The following is a 21,792-nucleotide window of genomic DNA, read 5'->3' as shown; positions in this document are numbered from 1 at the left end:
TATCCTTTTTCTATCCTATCCGCCCGAAAATGAAAGAGAAAAATATGATACACTTTGGTCAAAGGAAGCAGGTACGATTAACTTTGGGGCTTGCGCTTTTTTATAAATACTTATATGAAATGTTGGGTTGAAATTGAAGGTGAACTGGTTGGAACATGTATTAGGTAGTGAGTGGACAATTACACCCGCTGGAGGAGCAACAGGTGATGCTTATTTTGCAAAAAGTGGAGAACAGGAGCTTTTTCTAAAGCGAAATAGTTCTCCCTTTTTAGCTGTGCTCTCTGCAGAAGGGATCGTTCCAAAGCTAGTTTGGACAAAGCGAATGGAAAATGGAGATGTTGTTACAGCGCAACACCGTTTGGTTGGCCGTGAGTTAAAACCAGTCGATATGAATGGTTCAAATGTTGGGGAACTTCTTCATAAGATCCATCGCTCGAAAGAATTATTAGATATGTTAAAACGATTAGGAAAGCAACCGCTCACTCCTAACTCCATAATCGAGGATATACAGCAAGCAGTTGCTTTTGAGAATCTAGAGCAACCGGAAATTAGTGAGGCTATTGAATTATTAATCAAGATGCTTCCAGATGTACAATGTGATGAACAGGTTGTTTGTCATTGTGATGTTAATCATAACAACTGGCTTTTATCAGAAACCAATCAGTTATATTTAATTGATTGGGATGGGGCAATGATTGCTGACCCAGCAATTGATGTTGGTATCCTTTTATATTGGTACATAGATGAAGCAGAATGGAAAAGTTGGCTCTCATCTTATGGCTTGGAACTGAATGAGAACTTAAAATCAAGAATTTATTGGTATGTGCTATTGCAGGCTTTAACTTCTTACTTATGGTATCAGGCAAAAAATAATGCTAAGGAAAAGCAGAATTGGATTGAACATATTAAGATTATCTTAGCGGAAATGTTAGCTCATTAAGTGTAAGAATCAATATCTTGAATCCACTGTGATAATTGATTCTGATGTGACTCTATATGTTGATCAAGAGAAGTTGAATTTCTCCCTGATTGACTATAGAAATAGACTTCCTCGAGGACTTCTTTTATTTGTCCGTCTGTATTCGAGTTTACCATTAATGATTTAATCACTCTTTCTAGTTGTTCACATTCTGCTACAGTTCCACAGCACTCACTTTGATGCTCTGATAAAATATCTTTTAATAAACTAACTTGGTCACTATATTGTATTGGCAAAAGATACACACCCTTTCAAGAACTGATTACCTATAACTTGTCTTTCTTACAGATGAATTATACAGAACATCTTGAATTACAAACTTCCTTAGTTAGTAGGGCCAGAGTTAGCATTGTGGTAATTGAAAGTTGTTATTATCTATAGGCTGTTTTCGCAAAGATTGTTGTTTTCCGTACAAAGTACTAATGTTCACGTTTTAAGTATATCTTCGTGCTCTTTTCGCTAAATTACTCTGATAACCCTTTGGACATAGCTTCAATTTAGATCATAAAAATCCAAAAGCCGATTTTTATTCGTACTAGAGCAATAAACTTTTAGAAAAGAGCCTATCTATAAAAAATACAAAAGATCACAAAGGGATTGACTTAGTAAATAGTCAGTCCTTTTTATATAAGATCACTTGATATAACCCTTGCTAACAAGGTCATTTCATGTTATCTTTTAAAACGAAATTAATACGATAGAGGTGTCTTCATGCGATTACGACATAAACCTTGGGCAAGTGAGTTTATTGCAGAACATTCACAATATGCAATCGCTAATCCAGAACAATATAAAGGAAAATGGAAGGAAGTATTCGGTAATAATAATCCGATTCATATAGAAGTTGGTACAGGTAAAGGACAGTTTTTAGCAGGGATGTCACAACAAAACGCTGATATCAATTACATCGGAATCGAACTTTTTGATAGTATTATTGTTGCAGCACTTCAAAAAATAGTTGACCTCAAACTACCTAATATGAAGCTACTTAATGTTGATGCTAAAGATTTAGCGGACTACTTCGATGATCAAGAGATAGATCGCGTGTACTTGAATTTTTCTGATCCGTGGCCAAAAAATCGTCATAGCAAAAGACGACTAACATATAAAAGCTTCTTAGCTCTATATGAAAAAATTCTCGTAAAGGGTGGAGAAATCCATTTTAAAACAGATAATCAAGGTCTTTTCGAATATTCATTAATAAGTTTTTCCGAATATCGCTTACAACTAAAGTTTCTTAGTTTAGACCTTCACAATAGTGATTTTGAAGGAAATATTATGACAGAATATGAAGAAAAGTTTTCCGGTCAGGGTCAAAGGATCTATCGCGTTGAAGCAAAATATTTGAATGAAATAAAATAAATAAATTCACTGAAAGAAAATGATGAATCTGTCATTTTCTTTTTTTTTTGTAGTTTTTAAGACATGATTAAATTCTTGTGTCTGATAGGAGGTTCTATTTTAAAAAAAGGATTAAGAAGTGATTCGACTTTCATAAATATGATAAGATAAAAATTGGGGAGGGATGATTTTGGAAACAATGCAAATTGGTCAAACGAAGCTTACTTGGTTAAATGGTGGTGTGACTCATTTAGATGGTGGAGCGATGTTTGGTGTGGTTCCGAGATTGTTATGGACAAAAAAATATCCAGTTAATGATCTAAATCAAATTGAATTACGAACAGATCCTATACTTATACAAAAAAATGGTCTAAATATATTGATTGAGTCTGGAATTGGTTCGGGCAAACTAAATGAGAAGCAAATAAGAAATTATGGTGTAACAGAAGAATCAATGGTTGAAAATTCATTAGGTCGTCTTGGTTTAACACCATCCGATATTCACATTGTGTTAATGACACATATGCATTTTGATCATGCATGTGGTTTAACCAAAAAGGTGAATCAACAGTTCATCTCTGTTTTCCCTAACGCTCAAATCATCACAGCATTAACTGAATGGGAAGAAATGAAAAACCCAAATATTCGCTCTAAAAATACATATTGGAAAAGTAATTGGGAAGCGATTGAACAACAGGTATCAACCTTTGATACCTCGTTAAAGATTGTTGATGGTTTAGAGATGCACCACACAGGAGGTCATAGTGATGGGCATAGTATCGTTGTGTTACAGGACGGCGGAGAAACTGTCGTTCATATGGCTGATTTAATGCCAACACATGCACATAAAAATCCATTATGGGTTTTAGCATATGATGATTATCCAATGTCATCAATTGATGAAAAGCAGAAGTGGCTCAAATTTGGTGAGAAACATCAGGCATGGTTTACTTTTTACCATGATGCGTATTATCGTGGAATAAAATGGAATGATCAAGGTGATATTGTGGAAAAGGTTGAACGCAAGAAAAACTGATCTATGCTAAAGAATCGATAGGGGCACATAAAGAATCGTGCCCCTTTTAGAACCTATCCAATTTTTTCTACATGGACAATTGCACCTGTTTTTGTATCAACAAAGACTTCGTATTGTTCAAGTTGTTGGTTCACAGTACGAGATACACCAGCTTTAAAAACGTTATAAGTCAAATGTTCAGTTGAAAAGACTTCAGGAATTGTGTAGATCCATGAACCGTCAATTTTCCCCTTTTCCTTAAAAGCTCTTTTCACAATTTCTAATGCGGCATTTGAAGAAATCGGCATGGAATGTATCTTGTCTTTCAAAAGGAAAGATGTAGTGATACCGACTCCTAAGCCAAGTAAAAAATATTTAGTCTTCACCATAGTCACCCCTAAAATGTATTTCAAACGTAATCAAGTACATGACTTATACTAAAACCATTATAGCATGTTACCAATCCGAATTTTGATATGGCTCCTTTCTAAAAAGGTTGTTGCAATCAAAAAAATCAGTCATTGGCTTTTTTCTATAATTAGATAGGTACGAGGAGAAGTGTTTTGTTTTTTTATGTTTACCTTAGAGTTTTTTTGAAAATGAGAATAGCGAACTGTTAACTAGATCTCCTTTTCGTAACAAATACAGGCGTAATTTGCGCTGGAATGAGGGTGAAATAGTGAATCAAGAAACATTAGAGTTATTTAAAACTTTAACAGAGTTACCAGGTGCAGCAGGAAATGAACATCAAGTAAGAGCATTTATGAAAAGAGAAATAGAACAATTGTCTGATGATGTGGTACAGGATAAATTAGGTAGTATTTTTGGTGTGCGACGCGGTAAAGATGATGAACCTACCATTATGGTTGCTGGACATATGGATGAGGTTGGTTTTATGGTAACGGCAATAACTGATAACGGAATGCTCAGATTTCAACCACTTGGGGGCTGGTGGAGTCAAGTATTACTTGCTCAACGAGTGCAAATTATTACTGACAAAGGTCCAATTATAGGGGTAATTGGTTCAATACCACCGCATTTATTAAGTGAATCTCAACGCTCAAAACCAATGGAAATAAAAAACATGTTAATTGATATTGGTGCTGACGATCGAGAAGATGCAAAACAGATTGGAATTAAACCAGGACAACAAATTGTTCCGATCTGCCCATTTACTCCAATGGCCAATCCTAAGAAAATTCTAGCTAAAGCATGGGATAATCGCTATGGATGTGGTCTTGCAATCGAGTTATTAAAGGAATTAAAAGGTGAAACACTACCACATACTTTATATTCTGGGGCAACTGTTCAAGAGGAAGTAGGATTACGTGGTGCTCAAACGGCAGCGACAATGATCAAACCAGATCTGTTTTTTGCGTTAGATGCTGGTCCAGCAAATGATATGAGTGGAGATAAAAAAGAGTTTGGTCAGCTAGGAAAAGGGGCGGTATTAAGGCTATACGATCGTTCTATGGTTACACACCGTGGAATAAGAGAATTTATTCTTGATACAGCTGAAACTCATGATATTCCATATCAATATTTTGTCTCTCAAGGTGGTACAGATGCAGGACGTGTCCATACTTCAAATCAAGGCGTGCCGTCAGCGGTAATTGGTCTTTGTTCACGATATATTCATACATCTGGATCAATTATGCATGTGGATGACTATGCAGCTGCAAAGGAATTACTTGTACGTTTGGTTAAGTCCTGTGATGCTACGACAGTGCAGACAATTAAGCAACATTCTTAATAGTAAGCTCTTTTCAAAAGTTTGTAGCTCCTGGCAAGTGAAAATCTACTCTGGAGTTATTACTGTATTCATTGAAGCTGAAAAATGAAAAAATAATTAAGCGAAAAGAGCACGAAGACTGGCTAAAAACGTATAGTAGTACTTTGTACGAAAAACAACAATCTTTGCGAAAACAACCTTGTAGTAAGAGGATTGATAAAGGAGAATCGACGTGATTATCGCAATTGGGACGAAAAATCCTACAAAAGTCCATGCAGTACAGAACGCTTTTTTTAATCATTTTGCAGGTGAGTTTATTTCTACAAATGTAAAATCAAATGTTTCTGAACAGCCTTTAACAGATGATGAAACAATGAGGGGTGCCATAAACCGAGCTAGAAATGCCATTGAAGTTGAAAATGGCGATATTGGTGTTGGGTTAGAGGGTGGTGTTGTGAAGACAGACCATGGTTACTTTTTATGCAATTGGGGAGCAATCATTGATAGGAATATTCAACCGATAGTAGCCAGCGGATCTAGAATTGTCATTCCGGATGAAATAGGCATAGAAGTGTTCAGTGGTAAGGAATTGGGCATTGTTATGGATCGCTTTGTTGAAAAAAACAATGTCAGTCAAAATGAAGGTGCGATCGGAATCTTTACAAATGGTTGTGTTAACAGAACAGAAATGTTTACACATGTATCGAAGCTTTTAGTAGGACAATATTTATATAAACTAAATAAATAGATATAAAGTAGTAGCTAATCAATTTGATACAAATGTTTTGTAAGCTAAAAAAAGAGGAAAGGGCTTGGACATGAGAATGTCATTCAAGCTCTTTTTTTTATATCTAAGGATCTAGACTAAAAAATAATCTCCGTACAGTTCCCACCAAATACTCATTAATGTACTACAAGTTTGCTAATAGGACTAGCAGATACACAATTTTAATTTCTTGCACGTATAGTATGTATATTCTATGGTTTGCAAATAATAAATTCAATATTATCCCTCTATTTATGAACAGTATTCTGATTTGAAATGTACGAAACTCTTTTTGACTTGTCAATGTTTTATCAAAAGAGTTATGATGAAATAGGTTCTATTTACCTAGTAAGTAAGAAGGGGGTTGATGAAATGAAGAAACCTTTATTATTAAGTCTTATCTTAACCGTACTTTTAGTAGGTTGTACTTTATCAGAAACAGAACTAACACAAATGACAATAGACGATACAAAAAAGGCCTTTGAAGATTCTCCTAAGAAAGATAATGAAAAAACAGATGTATATTCATACTATTTACCTGAGGATTTTTCAGTAAGTGAAACGAAGGAATTTAATAGTATTCTTAATAAAGGTAACCAAAATTATATACTTTTCGTAAATGAAAATGAGGGTAGCAAAAGTAGAGTCCAATTTGAAACATTAACAGACCAATACAAAAAACCGTTTATTTCTCAAACATTTGAGGATAATGAGCGTTTTGGTTATCTATTTGTTAATAAACTCGGTGAAAAACAGTATGAAGTAACAGTTGGTATTGGTGGAACTAAATTAACAACAGAAACCAAAACTAGTAATGTTGCAGAAGATGCGAAGAATATGATGGAGATCGTAGCATCCGTTAATTAAATGGATAACAAGTTGGTTTAGTGGAAAAGTTTCATGGAATCATATAAAGTGAAAATAGCATGAGCTGCTTAATCCTCAACTAATCGTCCCTTGAAGCAGGAGGATTACTAAATAAACGAAAAACTTTGGAGGTAATGGTATGAAAAACCTAAATTCAATCGATGAATATAAACAGCTTATCCAAGGAGAAAATGTTATTTTTCTGTTTACAGCAGATTGGTGTCCCGATTGTCGTGTAATTGAACCGATATTACCTGAAATAGAAAAAGAAAATAATTCATATTCTTTTTATTCTGTCGACCGCGATGAGTATATTGATTTATGTGTTGAATTGAATGTATTTGGAATTCCTAGTTTTGTTGCATTTAATAAGGGCGAAGAAATTGGTAGATATGTAAACAAAGAACGTAAGACGCAGGAGCAAATACAAAATTTCATCGATGGTCTTTCAAATTAATTGGAAGTTATAGATAGAGAGGAGGACCGCAAATGAGGATGACTTCTAGAAAAATGGTAGACATCATACTGGAGAAGTTAACACATACACAATGGAACTTTGATTTTAACCGCGAGAAGGATACTCTAAGAGTCGAGGATTCAACATCAACTAAAGGGGTAACACTTTCATTACCGGGAATTATTGCAAAGTGGGAAACATCGAAAGAAAAGGCAGTTGATGAAGTTGTCTATTATGTTGAAGAAGCGTTAACTGTCATGAATGAGAAACAAGAATTATCAGGGAAAGAGAAATCAATTTACCCAGTTATTCGCGCCACTTCGTTTCCGACTGAGAGTAATGAAGGAATCCCACTTTGCTATTCTGAGCATACAGCAGAAACTAGAATTTATTATGCATTAGATCTCGGAAATACGTATCGTCTAATTGATGAAAAAATGATGGAAAAAGAGAAATGGACGAAGGATCAATTAAAAGAGGTTTCATCCTTTAATGTTCGTTCATTAGAGATAAAAGTAAAAGAAGATCATGTGGCAGGAAACGTATTTTATTTCTTTAATGCCAATGATGGTTATGATGCCAGTCGAATATTAGATGAGAGCTTATTACTATCTTTTAAGGAGAAAATCGAGGGTGAAATGGCAGTAGCTGTCCCGCATCAGGATGTACTTATTATTGTTGATGTTCGGAATAATGCGGGTTACGATATATTAGCCCAATTAACAATGAGCTTTTTTGCTAGTGGTACTATTCCAATTACAGCGTTGTCGTTTTTATATGAAAATAAACAGCTAGAGCCTATTTTTATTTTAGGGAAAAACAAACCGAGAAAATAAGTTAAACGGAATTGGACACCCATAAATAAATTTTTTAAGCGTACCATGTAATAGGAAAATGATTGAAATGAAAGAGGCTACCGATAAAACTCCGTTTGGGGGAGTTCAATTGGTTAACCTCTTTTTCTTTTACTTAGGCGCCTTTTTTAAAAAATTGTTGCTATTTAACTATTTGAAAGTTGTTCATCGTACAACGTTAAGTAGATGATAGAGAAAAAAGTAATAGTGTAAATCAATTGAACTATTAAAATTTAAAAATCGGTTAGAAACGATATAATGAAACAATGATAAAAGGTTCTAGCTTCTTTTATCAAGCTTAGTTGAACACTATTACTAAATAATATCTACATTAATTCGTGCATATTCTATGACTTTTATCCACAAATCTAGATATTTATTGATACAATAGGGTATAAGATATTTTGAAATGTTGAAAGAGTGATAAAGATGAGTTGGTTATCAAAACTAGTGTCCTACTTTTCTGGAGAAGAAGAAAAGGAATACGAAAAAAACAAAGTGTTAGCCCAGGAAGATCAAAACGTACGAAATGTACTAAGTAATACTGATGCTAGCATTGAAGAGGGATACCGTTCAAACTATAAAGCTGAAGCAAAGGTTTCTTTTCAGTATCCAAAGGGTAACTTTAGATTCCCAATCATACCAGATGAGAAACGATCTAATCGAGACGAACGTCCAAAACGCAAATCTCGTCCATATGAAGTGCCTAAACAAAAGGAAAATGTTGCACCGGTTCTGAAGAGACCTACTAAACCCAAAATAACGAAGAAGCCAGTTGAAGTAGCAAAATCTAAACGTGCTTTCCATCCGACTGATATACCTTCCCCTGTTTATGGCTATCAAACAAGTGCAGAGAGAAAACAAAGTAGAAAGCCAAAAGTAGATAATCATGATGGAATCTCAATAATGCCAATCCAGAAAATTACTGAGGATGATATTGCCGAGGATCTTATACTGAAACAAAGGGAAGAAGTAAAGAATAATCACTCTATTTCTAATCAAACTAATACTAAAATAGCGAATAGTAGCTTATCAATTAGTATTGAAAATCATAATGAAGATATATCAATATTTGATAATGAAGATAAAGAAATTATTCTTGAAGAAGTAGATCAAACGAATCAGTCTATTTCATTTCCTCCTAATTACGACAAGGCACACAATCCGGTAGAAGAAATATTTCTAAATAATGATGAAATAGCAGCTACCGAAGAGGTCGTAGGAAGAGAGAGTGTGTTAGGTGATGATCAGTCTAAGGATTTCGATATCATACAATCTACTTCCCTTGAAAGTGAAGTAAGTGAAACACCTAACTCTGATGTTGACCCTGTTAATATTATTTCAACAAGTGAACATGAAAGAATGAACGAAAATAGAATAAACCGTGGGGAAGCATCTCCTCAAGATAGCGAGCATATTTTTAATCAAAAGCTTGACGAGCAGTCTCAAGATATATTGTATGAACTGGATGAAGAATTACCTCCTATTAAAGAAGATGAGGTATTTGAGAAAGACGATGAAGCAGAATTTCATTCAAGCATAAATACAGAGGAATTATCACAATCCTTTCCTACAAGCCATGAGGAACATAGTATAGATGACGAACAACCTCATGCACATGAATCAAAACTAGGATTATCTGATAAGGAAAAACAACCAAATAAAACAAGAACAGAAACAAACAAGGGGCTTCCATTTAATGTGATGATGCTTGGTCGAGATAAGCATCGTATGAAAAAAACAGAGAATAGCTATCAGTTCCCTTCTGTGGCTTATTTAAATGTACCTGAAAGAGAAGTAATTGAGGATCATTCATGGCTAGATGAACAAAAGGAACTTTTAGATCTTACCTTAAAAAACTTTAATGTTCGTGCAAGTGTTGTAAATGTGACACAGGGACCAGCTGTTACTAGATTTGAAGTTCATCCAGAACCAGGTGTTAAGGTTAATAAAATCACAAATCTAAGTGATGATATTAAATTGAGCTTATCGGCAAAGGATATTCGAATCGAAGCTCCAATTCCTGGGAAAAACACAATTGGAATTGAAGTGCCAAACAAAGTTAGTAAAATGGTTTACTTGCGAGAAATCTTACGGAGTCCGGAATTTCGTTCAAATCCATCACCTCTGACAGCAGTCTTAGGCTTGGATATCTCAGGACAGCCAGCCGTTACTGATTTAAAGAAAATGCCACATGGACTCATTGCAGGTGCAACAGGATCAGGTAAAAGTGTTTGTATTAATACCATTCTTGTCAGCTTGTTATACAAAGCATCACCACATGAGGTTAAGTTAATGCTAATAGATCCAAAAATGGTTGAATTAGCACCATATAATGAAATACCACACCTAGTTAGTCCTGTAATTACAGATGTCAAGGCAGCAACAGCGGCTCTCAAATGGGCAGTAGAAGAAATGGAAAGACGCTATGAGTTATTCGCTCATTCAGGCACAAGAGAAATTACTAGATATAATCAGCTTGTAAAAGAGCATAATCAAGGTGAACATCTTCCTTTCCTCGTCATTATTATTGATGAATTAGCGGATCTAATGATGGTTGCACCTAATGATGTCGAAGAAGCGATTTGTCGAATTGCTCAAAAGGCTCGTGCATGTGGTATCCACTTAATTGTTGCTACCCAGCGTCCATCTGTTGATGTTATTACTGGTTTAATTAAAGCGAATATCCCAACAAGAATTGCCTTTTCTGTTTCTTCTCAGGTAGATTCCAGAACGATAATAGACGTAGCAGGTGCTGAAAAGCTGCTAGGAAAAGGTGACATGTTATTTTTAGAAAATGGTTCATCGAAGGCAGTTAGACTACAAGGTACATTTGTATCAGACGAAGAGATTGAACGAGTAGTAAAACATGTAAGGCTTCAATCAAAGCCAGATTATTTATTTCACCAAGATGAGTTAGTGAAGAAGGCTACAATTCAATCAGAGGAAGATGAATTGTTTTCTGAAGTATGCGAATTTGTCGTTAGTCAGGGTGGTGCATCTACATCACTTCTACAGCGACGTTTTCGAATTGGCTATAATCGTGCGGCAAGGCTCATAGATATGATGGAGCTACAAGGGATTATTTCTGAAAATCGTGGTAGTAAACCGAGAGACATTCTTATCTCTGAAGAAGAACTAGATATTATTCAGGGACAGTAGAGCATTTAGAAGGAAAATGGTATGATACGATAAAAAGAAGAGGTTGTTTTTGTTAATATGGATAATATCGTTCAGTTAGATAGCCTTCGTAAAGAAAAGGAAAACCAACTCATCTCTTTTATTAATCAACATGTTAACTTAATTGAAGACTATGTTAATAGGCATGTTAACATTAGAGAGAAGGTAAAGGCTAAACATATTTTTAGTGAGAAAATTGGAAGTGAAACAATTCCAGTATTTTTATATCTGCAAGAGCAACTTTTCATTGATTGGTTTACGTATGATTACTTAACAATCAGAGGTATGACCATTTACCAATCATTTGTAACGCAAAAAAGTAATAACAGACATCCGTTAGATCCTGTTGTAAATGCTCTTTTTATGGCGAGTGTACTTGAGCCATTTAAAGTAATAAAAACAGCAGAAACACATATATATGCAGAGAAATTACTTTCAGGGGAACAATGTAGAATTAAGTTAAATCCTAATAAGATTGCACCTTATCAAAATCAAGTTCTCTTTTTACGCACCATCCCAGTTTTTAATCAGTTAATATGTATCAGTGATATGTTTATTCAACTGGAAAAAGAGCCAATTTTGAATTTACTAACACATTTTGAAAACAGTACTGAAGGATGGCGTACATTTTTAAAGAAATTCGCCATAAAATATTGTTGGAGTAATTAGTAACAACTGATACTTAGTATCAACTATTTACATGGTCTTTATGTTTTGCTAGTGATATAATATACATCCGTAAGCTGATTACATAGGTTATTGAAAATTAAGGAAGTATAAGTAATAGGACTGATTTCGTACAGCTTATTTAAGAAGCTTGTTTATCATGAGTACTAACTCTAAATAAACTTGATTCAGGTAAGGTGATGGAGTATCACTCCGAAGTGGTTCACTTGTATGTTTCCTTATGCAAATCTAGGCGACTACTCTGTCGTAATTACTAGCTGATTTGAAAAATCTAGTATTACGAAGCGCATTGGCAACTAGTTCAGTTCAAAAATCCCAATAATCGAATAAGTTGAATAACTTAAACTATTCAAAGGGACTTTCTGAGTTTTGTAAATATGATGAGTTGCAAATCTAGATGAGCGTCATATACTATCAATCAGATAGACGTTTGTTGGAGGTTCTATTTATGACTGTTTATCATTTTGTTGGAATTAAAGGGACTGGAATGAGTGCCCTTGCCCAGATTTTACACGATATGAATTATGAAATTCAGGGTTCAGATATAGAGAAGAAAGTGTTTACGCAAAAAGCCCTAGAAGCACGTAATATTAAAATATTGCCCTTTGCTAAGGAAAATATTAAAGAAGGATTAACAATTATCGCAGGTAATGCTTTTCCTGATACACACCCAGAAATTGAAGAAGCAAAAAACCTTGGTTTACCAATTATTCGTTATCATCGTTTCCTTGGTGAATTTATGCAAATGTATACGAGTGTAGCGATAACTGGCGTCCATGGTAAAACATCAACAACTGGCTTGTTATCACATGTGATTCAGGGAGCAGAGCCAACATCATTTTTAATTGGTGATGGTACTGGTAGTGGTGTTCCAAACAGCAAATATTTTGTTTTTGAAGCTTGTGAATACCGGAGACATTTCTTATCCTATAAGCCTGATTATGCAATCATGACAAACATTGACTTTGACCACCCTGACTATTTTACAAACATTGAGGATGTACTTAGTGCATTTCAGGAAATGGCTGTTCTAGTTAAAAAGGGAATTATTGCATGTGGTGATGATGAACAGCTACAGCAAATTCAGGCGAAGGTTCCAGTTGTTTATTATGGATTTGGTGAAGAGAATGACTTCCAAGCTAGAAATGTAGTGAAATCCACTGATGGCACTGTATTTGATGTCTATGTTCGAAATACACTTTATGCATCATTTAAGATCACGACGTATGGTGACCACAGCATATTAAATGCTCTTTCTGTGATAGCATTATGTCATTATGAGGGAGTTGCAGTTGAGGTCATTCAACAAAGACTTCAAACGTTTGAGGGAGTTAAAAGACGCTTCAATGAAAAAAGGGTTGGAGATCAAGTTTTAATTGATGATTATGCTCACCACCCAACTGAAATCAATGCAACAATCGATGCAGCCAAACAAAAATATCCAGATAGAGATATCGTAGCGGTGTTCCAACCGCATACATTTACTAGAACACAATCTTTTTTAGATGAGTTTGCAGAAAGTCTCCAAAGGGCTGACCATATTTACCTATGTGATATCTTTGGTTCAGCCAGAGAGAATGTTGGTAAGTTGTCTATCGATAATTTACTTGAGAAAATTGACAACTCTAACCTTATTGATGAGGCAGGAACTTCTGTACTAAAAAAACATGATAACGCTGTGTTAGTATTCATGGGCGCAGGAGATATTCAGAAGTATCAAGAAGCTTATGAAAAGGTTTTAGCTTAAATTCAATTCTTTCACGTAAAGTTATTTTAGTAATATAGGTATTACTAATTTGTATCTAAAGTGTCAAGTGGGATTTAATAGAAGAAGGAAAGCTGACTATAATAAGAACATTGCCCAGTGTCATGTTCTTATTATGTCAGCTTTTTATTATTTAGTGATTTTCTTCTTAAGATTAGAAAAGAATCTGTTTTTAAGAGAAATGAACACCTTACCAGTTGCGTTCCTGCTCTTTTCGAGTACTAAAAGGAACTAATTACTCACTTCCAAGAGATTCAATGACAAATTTATATCTTTCATATAAAAAGTTGACATTGGATAGGGAAATACATACGATAATGGGAAAAACAACTCGTAATGTAATAAGGGAATCGGACTTATGCCTTCACTTTTAGGTTTTAAACGTCTTTAACATCAACGTATTGAAAAACAGGCTTACTAAGGTCCTTCCTTAGCTTCCAGAGTATCCTCAACGCTTTTTAGCTGCTATATTCCCTATTTCTAATAGGTTGGACAGGTTATGTTGTAAGAGTCTGTGAAAATACAGAATTACTTATTCTAGAAAAAATGCACCAATCCTTTAAAGATGGTCAGGGAAATTTATGAACAAAATGGAAAATTAAAGTTTCTGAAATGAAGGTGTTCTAAATGAATGTAGATGAAGTAGTTTTAGCGGTGAGTAATTTATCCAAAACAATAAAGAAATCACCAATTATAAAGGATGTTAGTTTTGAACTGAATAGAGGAGAAATTCTAGGATTACTTGGTCCTAATGGATCAGGAAAAACAACGATCTTAAAAATGTTAGTCGGCTTAATAAAACCGACCAAAGGTACTATTTTTATAGAAGATTTTAGCATTATGAAGGATTTTGAAAAAGCTATTAAACATGTTGGTGCAATGATTGAAAACCCTGTCATGTACGACTTTTTATCAGGGTATGATAATCTGATTCATTTTTTTCGGATGACGGATCGCTTTTCCTATGAAAGAATTGATGAGGTTATTAGATTGTTGAAAATGCAGGATTATGTAGCTGATAAAGTATTTACCTATTCTTTAGGTATGAGACAAAGGCTAGGTTTAGCACAAGCAATTCTCCACAGACCTTCAATTCTCCTTTTAGATGAGCCAACTAACGGATTGGACCCTGAAGGAATAAAAAGTTTAAGAGAAACCTTAAGAAATTTAGCAAATGAAGAAAATGTTTCAATCATTATTTCTAGTCATATATTAGCTGAGATAGAGTTGATATGCGATAGTGTCTTGGTTATGAATGATGGAGTCTGTATAGAAAGAGGTCTTTTAAGTGAATTGGAAAGTGGTGCAGGTCAAAAACATACCTATTCCTTTAAAGTGCTGAATACAGGAAATGTAAAAACGATCGTACAAAATAAGTATCAAGAAAATCATATTCAATACCATACAAATGGCTTCACTATTGAATTAGAGATTCAAGACGTTGCAGAGTTAAATAAGTTATTAGTAGAAGCGGATGTTGATGTAATCGGAATTGAACGAATAGGCAGTCCGTTAGAGGAATTATTTTTGGAAAAAATGCGAGGTGATGATGATGATGTCATATCTTCATCTAATTAAGAATGAACACATGAAGCTATTTAATCGCCCAAGAATATGGATATTAATGGGCATCATGGTTGTCATGAATCTTATAGTAAGCCTATTTTTTAAGTTCTTATTTAACGGAATTGTTTTTACCTTCTGGGATTATATTTCTGTTAGTTCTTATCTATTAGTTGTCATTCAAATCATGTGTATAATCATAGCCGGTGATATTGTATCAAGTGAGTTTGAAAAGGGTACAGTTAAATTTCTGTTTACCCGTCCAGTGAAAAGAGTGAAAATATTAGCTTCAAAATACATAATGGTCTTATACATAACTCTTTTATTGGCAGGACTTCACTTATTAATGTCCACAATATTAGGAATTGTATTTTATTCTAGTACGGTATTCAGTCTAAATCAAACAGTCTTAACAGGTTTAGGTGGGTATCTTTTTAACTTGATTGAAATCGTTGTGATGGCTACGATCGCATTTAGTTTTTCAGCAATAACGAGAAGTAGTGTTTTTTCAATTGCAGTGCCAATCTTTTTGCTGTTTACCTCAAGTGCGATCATAACAATTTTAGACCATTATCATTATCAGGCAGGAAAGTACTTATTATTTGCCAACACAAATTTGATGCCGTATTTTTGGGGGGATCCGTTATTTGAAGGGATGACATTAACATTTTCGATAAGTAATATTGTCATTCATATGGTGATCCTTTTACTAGTTTCCACTCTTACGTTTTCAAAGAGGGATGTGCACGTTTAAGTTAAGGAGTCAATCAATTTACAAAGCAGATAGGTGAAATGGAGGTAGAATTAGGACTACCTTCATTTCATTCGCTTCAGTTCATATTTATCAAACTGGTGTCAACAATTTTTCTATTTTAATTTCTCAGGGTTTAATTCCTCTAATTCTGGAATCACAAACCGACCATCTTTACGTATTAATACATCATCAAAATAGATTTCACCGCCACCATATTCAGGACGTTGAATCATTACCATATCCCAATGAATGTTTGATTTGTTACCATTGTATGCATCATCATAGGCTTGGCCAGGTGTGAAGTGGAAGCTTCCATCAATTTTTTCATCAAAGAGAATGTCTTGCATAGGGTGGGAAATAAAAGGATTAACCCCAATGGCAAATTCTCCAATATAACGTGCTCCTTCATCTGTATCAAAAATGTTATTAATTCTCTTTGTATCATTGGCTTGGGCATCAATTATTTTTCCGTCTTTAAATGTTAACTTAACTTGTTCAAAGGTAAAACCATTGTAAGGGGAAGGTGTATTATAGGTAATGTGACCATTTACAGAATCCCGAACAGGCGCTGTGTAAACTTCACCGTCTGGTATATTCATTTGACCAGAACATTTAATGGCTGGGATGTCTTTAATTGAGAATGTTAAATCAGTATCAATACCAGTTAAACGCACTTTATCTGTTTTATTCATGAACTTAACTAAAGGGTTCATTGCTGTATCCATCTTGCTATAGTCTAGGTTACATACATCAAAATAGAAATCTTCAAATTGATCTGTACTCATTTTAGCTAGCTGAGCCATTGATGCTGTTGGATAGCGCAGTACAACCCATCTCGTATTAGGTACTCGAATTTCACGATGAACTTTTTTACCAACCGTTTCAGCTTGTAGTTTTACTTTTTCATCAGGTACATCTGCAAACTCATTAATATTATCCCCTGATCTTAATCCTATGTAAGCATCCATTTTCTTCATAACATCTGCCTCAAAATCAGCGATCATTTGGTATTGTTCATCTTGACCGCCGATCATAAGTGTTCGGTCTACATGATGGTCCTTTAGTGAAACAAAAGGATAACCTCCTGCAGCATATGTCTCTTTTACCAATGCTACAACAAGCTCACGTTGTATGCCGAAATTCTCAATTAAAACCTTTTCGCCCTTTTGTAATCGGATTGAGTAATTTATAATGTTTTTTGCCAATATCTCGATGCGTGGATCTTTCAAAATGAAATCCTCCTTGAAGATAAAATAGTTTTACTATCTATTGTACCCCAACACATTTAAGAATCCTCATTAGATGGTTTGATCGTAAAAAATGCCTCTTTAAAAAGAGATTATTTTAATATCTACAAATACTGACAAAGGGATTGACCAATTTGTGGAGAATTAAGATATAATGTAGTATTAATGTTTATGATAGGAATTGGTGGGTATAAGAATAGTAACTACATAGGAGGTGTAATAAGACATGATCATTATTTTATATTTGAGTGTTGCGCTAATTGCGATAGCATTTACAATTCTAGTTGTTTACGTGTCAAAAACGCTAAAGGCATTACAAGAAACGTTAACAAATGTAGCAGGGACATTATCTGGACTCGAGAATCAATTGGAAGGAATTACATTAGAAACAACAACATTATTACATAAAACTAACGAACTTGCTGAGGATATTCAACATAAATCGGATAAGCTAAATACAGTGGTTGAATCAGTTAAGGATGTTGGTACAACGATTCAACACCTTAATCAATCAGTTAAGAGGGTAACAACGACTGCTACAACGAATCTTGAACAAAATCAAGATAAAGTAAACCAAGTAGTACAATGGAGTAATGCTGCGATGGAGATTTGGACAAAATGGAAGCAAAAGAATCAAAAAAACAATATTATGACTAGTCATAGAGGAGGTAGTAATAATGAGTAATAACAAAGGATTTTTGATGGGTTCACTAATAGGTGGTCTTGTAGGTGCTGCTGCTGCTTTATTCTTAGCTCCAAAATCGGGAAAAGAAATACGTGAGGATCTAAGCCAGCAAGCAAATGTAATGAAGGAGCGTACAGGGAAATTAACGAGTGAGACTCTAGAAAAAGGTTCAGGTATTGCAAACGTAGCAAAAGAGAAAACAGCTACATTATCACAGGTTGTTACCGAGCAATCTTCTCAAATCATGAGTAAAGTACGAGATATTACGAGTGGTGCTAAGGAACAAACAGATGTAGCAGAAAATGAAGTCGCAGAAGCAATGGCTGAGGTTTCCAATGAATCTTCTTCACAAAATCAAGATCAAGTGGTTTCTGAATCTGATGCCATAGCAGTTGAAGCAATCAAGGATGAGGAAACACAATCTGAAGATAAATCAAGTGTTAAAGAAGAAGTGAAAACAAACTAATAATTTTAGCAGGGATTGATGTCTTGTGATATGAAATCCCTGTTTTTTTGACAGAAGGGTGAAAAAAAAATGAGCAAGCTGAAAATTGAGTCTGTAGAAGATTTTGAGGAACTACTTACTAAGCATGATGAATTTTTACTAGTGAAAAATAGCTTAACGTGTCCAATTAGTCAGGCTGGGTTTGAGGAATATCAAAAATTCGCTGAGAAACATCATGATTTCCCAACATACCATCTACATGTACAAGAAGCACGACCGCTATCAAATTATATCGCAGAAACATTTTCAATTAAACATGAAACACCACAAGCTCTTTTATTTAAAGGGAAAGAGATTGTCTGGAATGCTTCACATTGGAAAATAACCGTCGACGCACTAAGTAAACAAATAATAGGATAACTCTGATGGCTGACTACGAATAGTAGATCAGCTATTTTTTTGCTGTTTTATCAAATATAGTAATCCTAGAAGCGGTATGCTATAAATAAGACTTGGTTGAAGCTATTAATCTATCTACTTTATACTGAAATCTATCGTTCGACAAATATTTCTATGTTCCACACAACTTAAAGAGCCTGAATCCTATATAAAGGAAGTCAGACCCTGTTTAAGGAATACTATTCTAGCTCTTCGTGTTTCCTTTATCTTATTGCGGAGTGCTCCAGTTCATACGTCGCTAAACGGGGCTCTGGCGCTTTTGATGCATCCAGCTCCAGAGCCCAGCGACGTATGAACTTCACCCTCCGCCATAAAATAAGTCAACATCGAATCGCTATCGCTCTTCGTGTTTCCTTTATCTTATTGCGGAGTGCTCCAGTTCATACGTCGCTAAACGGGGCTCTGGCGCTTTTGATGCATCCAGCTCCAGAGCCCAGCGACTAGTGAACTTCACCCTCCTCCATAAAATAAGTCAACATCGAATCGCTATCGCTCTTCGTGTTTCCTTTATCTTATTGCGGAGTGCTCCAGTTCATACGTCGCTAAACGGGCTCTGGCGCTTTTGATGCATCCAGCTCCAGAGCCCAGCGACTAGTGAACTTCACCCTCCTCCATAAAATAAGTCAACATCGAATCGCTATCGCTCTTCGTGTTTCCTGTATCTTATTGCGGAGTGCTCCAGTTCATACGTTGCTAAACGGGCTCTTGCGCTTTTGATTTTATAACCAATTTATCGAAAGTTCGTCTCCGGGGGATAATGGATCTTGGAAAGTTGTTTCTTGACCATTATTAAGCAATATAAATTGTTTACTACCAGATGCAGGTAAATTGATATCGATAACAGTGAAAATATCTTGAAAAATAAATGGATCAATTGGTTTCTTTTTAGATATTAATTTATCACCATTATGTAGTATTTTTTCTGAAGAGAGAATGATACCATTACGATAAAAATCAGTAATCGACTTTTCAAGTAAGATTGATTTCCCATTAAATGTTATAGGTAAGGTTTGTGATAGGCTTAAGTTTGCCTCTTTTACAAGTTCGTATAGTGATGGCTCTTTTGTTAATTGAAGTACGAGAATGTCTCCATTTTCTACCTTTGCTTCAGGAGTCGTTAATAAACCATTTTTAAAGAGTTTACCTGAAAATTCGCTGAGAGGTAGTACTTGGTTATTTAATTCAACTGAGAAAGGTTTAACCCCTGCTAATAAATGAGACATATTAACTTTTGCTAGAAATTCACTAATCGTAGAAGGTATATCATAGGTAACTTTATCGCGGTCAGTAAGGATTCTTTCAAAATTTGCTTCACTTCCTCCATTTATATAGACGGAAGGTTGGACAGTATAAGTTTCTCCATTTATTAGAGCTGTAATAGGGGGGACTACATCTAAAATTGCTGAAATAGGAATTGTTGCAGTCTTTCCATCTTCCCCTTTTTCAACAACAATAATGTCATCGTGATTAATTCCTTCCTCTAAAGAACAAATTTGATCATTTTTCTTAATAGTTGGAGGGGTTCCATGTTCACCTGGAATCGTAAGAGATTGGCCATTTACTTCAATCATTAATGCCATACCAGGTTTACCAAAAAGTTTATTTAGTTGAAGCCCAGATGCTAAAAGACTATCACCAACTGTGAGTGATTTCATATGAAAAAGTCTTACCGTACGCTCGTTTACTTTAACGCTTATATATTGAATTGGGTTAAGCTTTGAAGCAACAGCAATACCAATCGGTGTAACAAGCTCAGGCCCTCTATGAATATGGTCAGCAAGTTTGAGCTGAGCAATTGCATCAATCCCCCGAATTGCTACACGATTATCAGGTAACCCTAGAATCGTGGCAAGTCGTTGTGGGAGCTCTGGTGTAAGGCTTCCACCTCCAACAAGCATGACAGCTTTAGGAGACTTTCCGTTATTTAATTGAAGAATCTCATTCTTAATTGCTTCAGCTAATTTATCAATTGCATGTGATATTTGGGTTGTCGCTTCTTCTTTGGTAACTTCTGTTTCAAAGCCTAATATATCTGTGACTGTGATAGAAGAACTAGTTGTGATTGTCCTTTTTGCTTCTTCTGCTTGAGGGAAATCCAATAGAAAAGCATCAGAGACAGCCTCAGTTATCTCATCTCCAGCAATTGGTACCATTCCATATGAAATAATTGTTCCCATATCGGTAATCGCAATATCAGATGTCCCAGCACCAATATCGACTAGAACAACATTTAACCGTCTCATAGATTGCGGGATTAACACATTAATTGCTGCAATCGGCTCTAAGGTGAGTGCCTCCATTTCAAGATCTGCTCGACTTAATGCTGCTAGTAACGATTCCACTACAACTTTAGGGAGGAAGGTAGCAATAATTTCTACAGATGCTTCATCGCCTTGTTGATCTATAAGATTCCCCATATCTTCGCCATCTAGCTGATATCGAAGGATAGAATAACCAACACAATCGTAATGATGAGCACGTTCACCGTCATCTTTTTTGGCAATTTGTTTTTGTGCAGACTGTACCGCCATTAATTCTAAGTGAAGGATATCTTCTTTTTGTATCATTGGTTTCCCTGTTATATCGATCGAAACCAATGCCCTTTCTGTTTTTAATGCACGGCCAGCAGCAGCCACACATACCTTTCGAAGAGGGCCGTGTATGACTTCCAGCTCTTGCTTTATAGAAGCAATAACAGTAGCAACAGATAATACATCGTGAATTTGACCATCTAGCATTGAACGTTTATCATGTTCTTTAATGACAGTATCAACAATGTGATAGAAGTCATTTTCTTCTTTTAAAATTAACCCAACAACCGAACGAGTCCCAATATCTAAGGCGAAAGTTAACTCATTTTTTTCCATTAGTGTACACCTACTTTTACGATGTTAATTTCCATTCAGACCTATTGTGTTCGAATATTCATAAGATTTGACAAAAAATTTAAATTTAAAAAACTCTTATTTAGTAGGCTAAAGTTCTGATATCTCAAG

The 21,792-nt window shown here is 35.1% G+C and carries 19 protein-coding genes and 1 pseudogene; 16 read left to right on the top strand and 4 right to left on the bottom strand.

The genetic code is table 11. The features are described 5' to 3' along the window. The first annotated feature begins 139 nt into the window (after positions 1-139). Positions 140-940, top strand: coding sequence for a phosphotransferase family protein (locus tag AC6CHR_RS05385; protein WP_498247493.1), 801 nt, complete (start codon positions 140-142; stop codon positions 938-940). Here the strand turns inward: AC6CHR_RS05385 and AC6CHR_RS05380 are convergent. After that, the gene (locus tag AC6CHR_RS05380; RefSeq protein ID WP_498247492.1) at positions 937-1,215 is read right to left on the bottom strand and encodes a YtzH-like family protein; all 279 of its coding nucleotides are present in this window, start codon (positions 1,213-1,215) and stop codon (positions 937-939) included. The two genes, AC6CHR_RS05385 and AC6CHR_RS05380, sit on opposite strands and share 4 nt — an antisense overlap. Before the next feature lie 475 nt (positions 1,216-1,690). Here AC6CHR_RS05380 and trmB point away from each other — a divergent pair, with 475 nt between their 5' ends. Together trmB and AC6CHR_RS05370 are read left to right on the top strand one after the other, a co-directional pair. Beyond that, a complete protein-coding gene (gene trmB, locus AC6CHR_RS05375) occupies positions 1,691-2,341 on the top strand; it encodes a tRNA (guanosine(46)-N7)-methyltransferase TrmB (RefSeq protein ID WP_498247491.1) in 651 nt (216 codons plus the stop codon). Positions 2,342-2,510: 169 nt separating this feature from the next. After that, positions 2,511-3,356, top strand: coding sequence for a YtnP family quorum-quenching lactonase (locus AC6CHR_RS05370; RefSeq protein ID WP_498247490.1), 846 nt, complete (start codon positions 2,511-2,513; stop codon positions 3,354-3,356). Positions 3,357-3,409: 53 nt separating this feature from the next. On the opposite strand, the gene AC6CHR_RS05365 is transcribed toward AC6CHR_RS05370, so the two are convergent. Then, entirely contained in the window at positions 3,410-3,721 is a 312-nt protein-coding gene (locus tag AC6CHR_RS05365) for a PepSY domain-containing protein (protein WP_498247488.1), read from the bottom strand. Between the two features lie 293 nt (positions 3,722-4,014). Between AC6CHR_RS05365 and AC6CHR_RS05360 the strand changes: the two genes are divergently transcribed. From AC6CHR_RS05360 to AC6CHR_RS05315, 10 genes and pseudogenes are all read left to right on the top strand, one after another. After that, positions 4,015-5,088, top strand: a complete 1,074-nt coding sequence (locus tag AC6CHR_RS05360; RefSeq protein ID WP_498247487.1) for a M42 family metallopeptidase — start codon at positions 4,015-4,017, stop codon at positions 5,086-5,088. Between the two features lie 211 nt (positions 5,089-5,299). Beyond that, positions 5,300-5,815, top strand: a complete 516-nt coding sequence (locus AC6CHR_RS05355) for a DUF84 family protein (protein WP_498247486.1) — start codon at positions 5,300-5,302, stop codon at positions 5,813-5,815. Between the two features lie 390 nt (positions 5,816-6,205). Continuing rightward, complete coding sequence (locus tag AC6CHR_RS05350; protein WP_498247485.1) at positions 6,206-6,700, top strand: hypothetical protein; 495 nt, start codon at positions 6,206-6,208, stop codon at positions 6,698-6,700. Between the two features lie 139 nt (positions 6,701-6,839). Next, positions 6,840-7,157, top strand: a complete 318-nt coding sequence (locus AC6CHR_RS05345) for a thioredoxin family protein (protein ID WP_498247484.1) — start codon at positions 6,840-6,842, stop codon at positions 7,155-7,157. Between the two features lie 32 nt (positions 7,158-7,189). Continuing rightward, positions 7,190-7,993: a DUF1444 domain-containing protein gene (locus AC6CHR_RS05340; RefSeq protein WP_498247483.1), complete on the top strand. Its 804-nt coding sequence runs from the start codon at positions 7,190-7,192 to the stop codon at positions 7,991-7,993. Between the two features lie 1,707 nt (positions 7,994-9,700). Beyond that, positions 9,701-11,173, top strand: a pseudogene (locus tag AC6CHR_RS05335) (DNA translocase FtsK); the annotation flags it as partial. Between the two features lie 57 nt (positions 11,174-11,230). Further along, complete coding sequence (locus AC6CHR_RS05330) at positions 11,231-11,860, top strand: hypothetical protein (RefSeq protein WP_498247482.1); 630 nt, start codon at positions 11,231-11,233, stop codon at positions 11,858-11,860. A 466-nt stretch (positions 11,861-12,326) separates the two neighbouring features. Beyond that, complete coding sequence (murC, locus tag AC6CHR_RS05325; protein ID WP_498247481.1) at positions 12,327-13,625, top strand: UDP-N-acetylmuramate--L-alanine ligase; 1,299 nt, start codon at positions 12,327-12,329, stop codon at positions 13,623-13,625. Between the two features lie 645 nt (positions 13,626-14,270). Next, positions 14,271-15,221, top strand: a complete 951-nt coding sequence (locus AC6CHR_RS05320) for an ABC transporter ATP-binding protein (protein ID WP_498247480.1) — start codon at positions 14,271-14,273, stop codon at positions 15,219-15,221. Beyond that, complete coding sequence (locus AC6CHR_RS05315) at positions 15,199-15,960, top strand: ABC transporter permease (protein ID WP_498247479.1); 762 nt, start codon at positions 15,199-15,201, stop codon at positions 15,958-15,960. The genes AC6CHR_RS05320 and AC6CHR_RS05315 overlap by 23 nt, the downstream gene beginning before the upstream one ends. A gap of 113 nt (positions 15,961-16,073) precedes the next feature. On the opposite strand, the gene AC6CHR_RS05310 is transcribed toward AC6CHR_RS05315, so the two are convergent. Then, positions 16,074-17,189 (bottom strand): aminopeptidase, encoded by a 1,116-nt coding sequence (locus AC6CHR_RS05310; RefSeq protein ID WP_498247478.1) that lies wholly within the window; start codon positions 17,187-17,189, stop codon positions 16,074-16,076. A gap of 244 nt (positions 17,190-17,433) precedes the next feature. Between AC6CHR_RS05310 and AC6CHR_RS05305 the strand changes: the two genes are divergently transcribed. The 3 genes from AC6CHR_RS05305 (at position 17,434) to ytxJ (ending at position 18,757) form a co-directional block, all read left to right on the top strand. Then, a complete protein-coding gene (locus AC6CHR_RS05305) occupies positions 17,434-17,892 on the top strand; it encodes a DUF948 domain-containing protein (RefSeq protein ID WP_498247477.1) in 459 nt (152 codons plus the stop codon). Beyond that, on the top strand, positions 17,885-18,358 hold the full coding sequence (locus AC6CHR_RS05300) for a YtxH domain-containing protein (protein ID WP_498247476.1): 474 nt from the start codon (positions 17,885-17,887) through the stop codon (positions 18,356-18,358). Before AC6CHR_RS05305 ends, AC6CHR_RS05300 begins: the two co-directional genes overlap by 8 nt. Positions 18,359-18,427: 69 nt before the next feature. Then, positions 18,428-18,757: a bacillithiol system redox-active protein YtxJ gene (ytxJ, locus tag AC6CHR_RS05295; RefSeq protein ID WP_498247475.1), complete on the top strand. Its 330-nt coding sequence runs from the start codon at positions 18,428-18,430 to the stop codon at positions 18,755-18,757. A gap of 758 nt (positions 18,758-19,515) precedes the next feature. On the opposite strand, the gene AC6CHR_RS05290 is transcribed toward ytxJ, so the two are convergent. Further along, the gene (locus AC6CHR_RS05290; RefSeq protein WP_498247474.1) at positions 19,516-21,663 is read right to left on the bottom strand and encodes a cell division FtsA domain-containing protein; all 2,148 of its coding nucleotides are present in this window, start codon (positions 21,661-21,663) and stop codon (positions 19,516-19,518) included. Between the last annotated feature and the right edge of the window lie 129 nt (positions 21,664-21,792).

The organism is Metabacillus sp. GQ13 (genome assembly GCF_059758525.1).
Note: the sequence above shows the minus strand (reverse complement) of the source record. Positions and strands in the feature narration are given on the sequence as shown.

Bases quoted from the DNA above. Each gene is read 5' to 3' on its own strand.
- trmB (WP_498247491.1), top strand. From the start codon at position 1,691: ATGCGATTACGACATAAACCTTGGGCAAGTGAGTTTATTGCAGAACAT.
- AC6CHR_RS05350 (WP_498247485.1), top strand. From the start codon at position 6,206: ATGAAGAAACCTTTATTATTAAGTCTTATCTTAACCGTACTTTTAGTA.
- AC6CHR_RS05345 (WP_498247484.1), top strand. From the start codon at position 6,840: ATGAAAAACCTAAATTCAATCGATGAATATAAACAGCTTATCCAAGGA.
- AC6CHR_RS05340 (WP_498247483.1), top strand. From the start codon at position 7,190: ATGAGGATGACTTCTAGAAAAATGGTAGACATCATACTGGAGAAGTTA.
- AC6CHR_RS05330 (WP_498247482.1), top strand. From the start codon at position 11,231: ATGGATAATATCGTTCAGTTAGATAGCCTTCGTAAAGAAAAGGAAAAC.
- murC (WP_498247481.1), top strand. From the start codon at position 12,327: ATGACTGTTTATCATTTTGTTGGAATTAAAGGGACTGGAATGAGTGCC.
- AC6CHR_RS05320 (WP_498247480.1), top strand. From the start codon at position 14,271: ATGAATGTAGATGAAGTAGTTTTAGCGGTGAGTAATTTATCCAAAACA.
- AC6CHR_RS05315 (WP_498247479.1), top strand. From the start codon at position 15,199: ATGTCATATCTTCATCTAATTAAGAATGAACACATGAAGCTATTTAAT.
- AC6CHR_RS05305 (WP_498247477.1), top strand. From the start codon at position 17,434: ATGATCATTATTTTATATTTGAGTGTTGCGCTAATTGCGATAGCATTT.
- AC6CHR_RS05300 (WP_498247476.1), top strand. From the start codon at position 17,885: ATGAGTAATAACAAAGGATTTTTGATGGGTTCACTAATAGGTGGTCTT.
- ytxJ (WP_498247475.1), top strand. From the start codon at position 18,428: ATGAGCAAGCTGAAAATTGAGTCTGTAGAAGATTTTGAGGAACTACTT.
- AC6CHR_RS05290 (WP_498247474.1), bottom strand. From the start codon at position 21,663: ATGGAAAAAAATGAGTTAACTTTCGCCTTAGATATTGGGACTCGTTCG.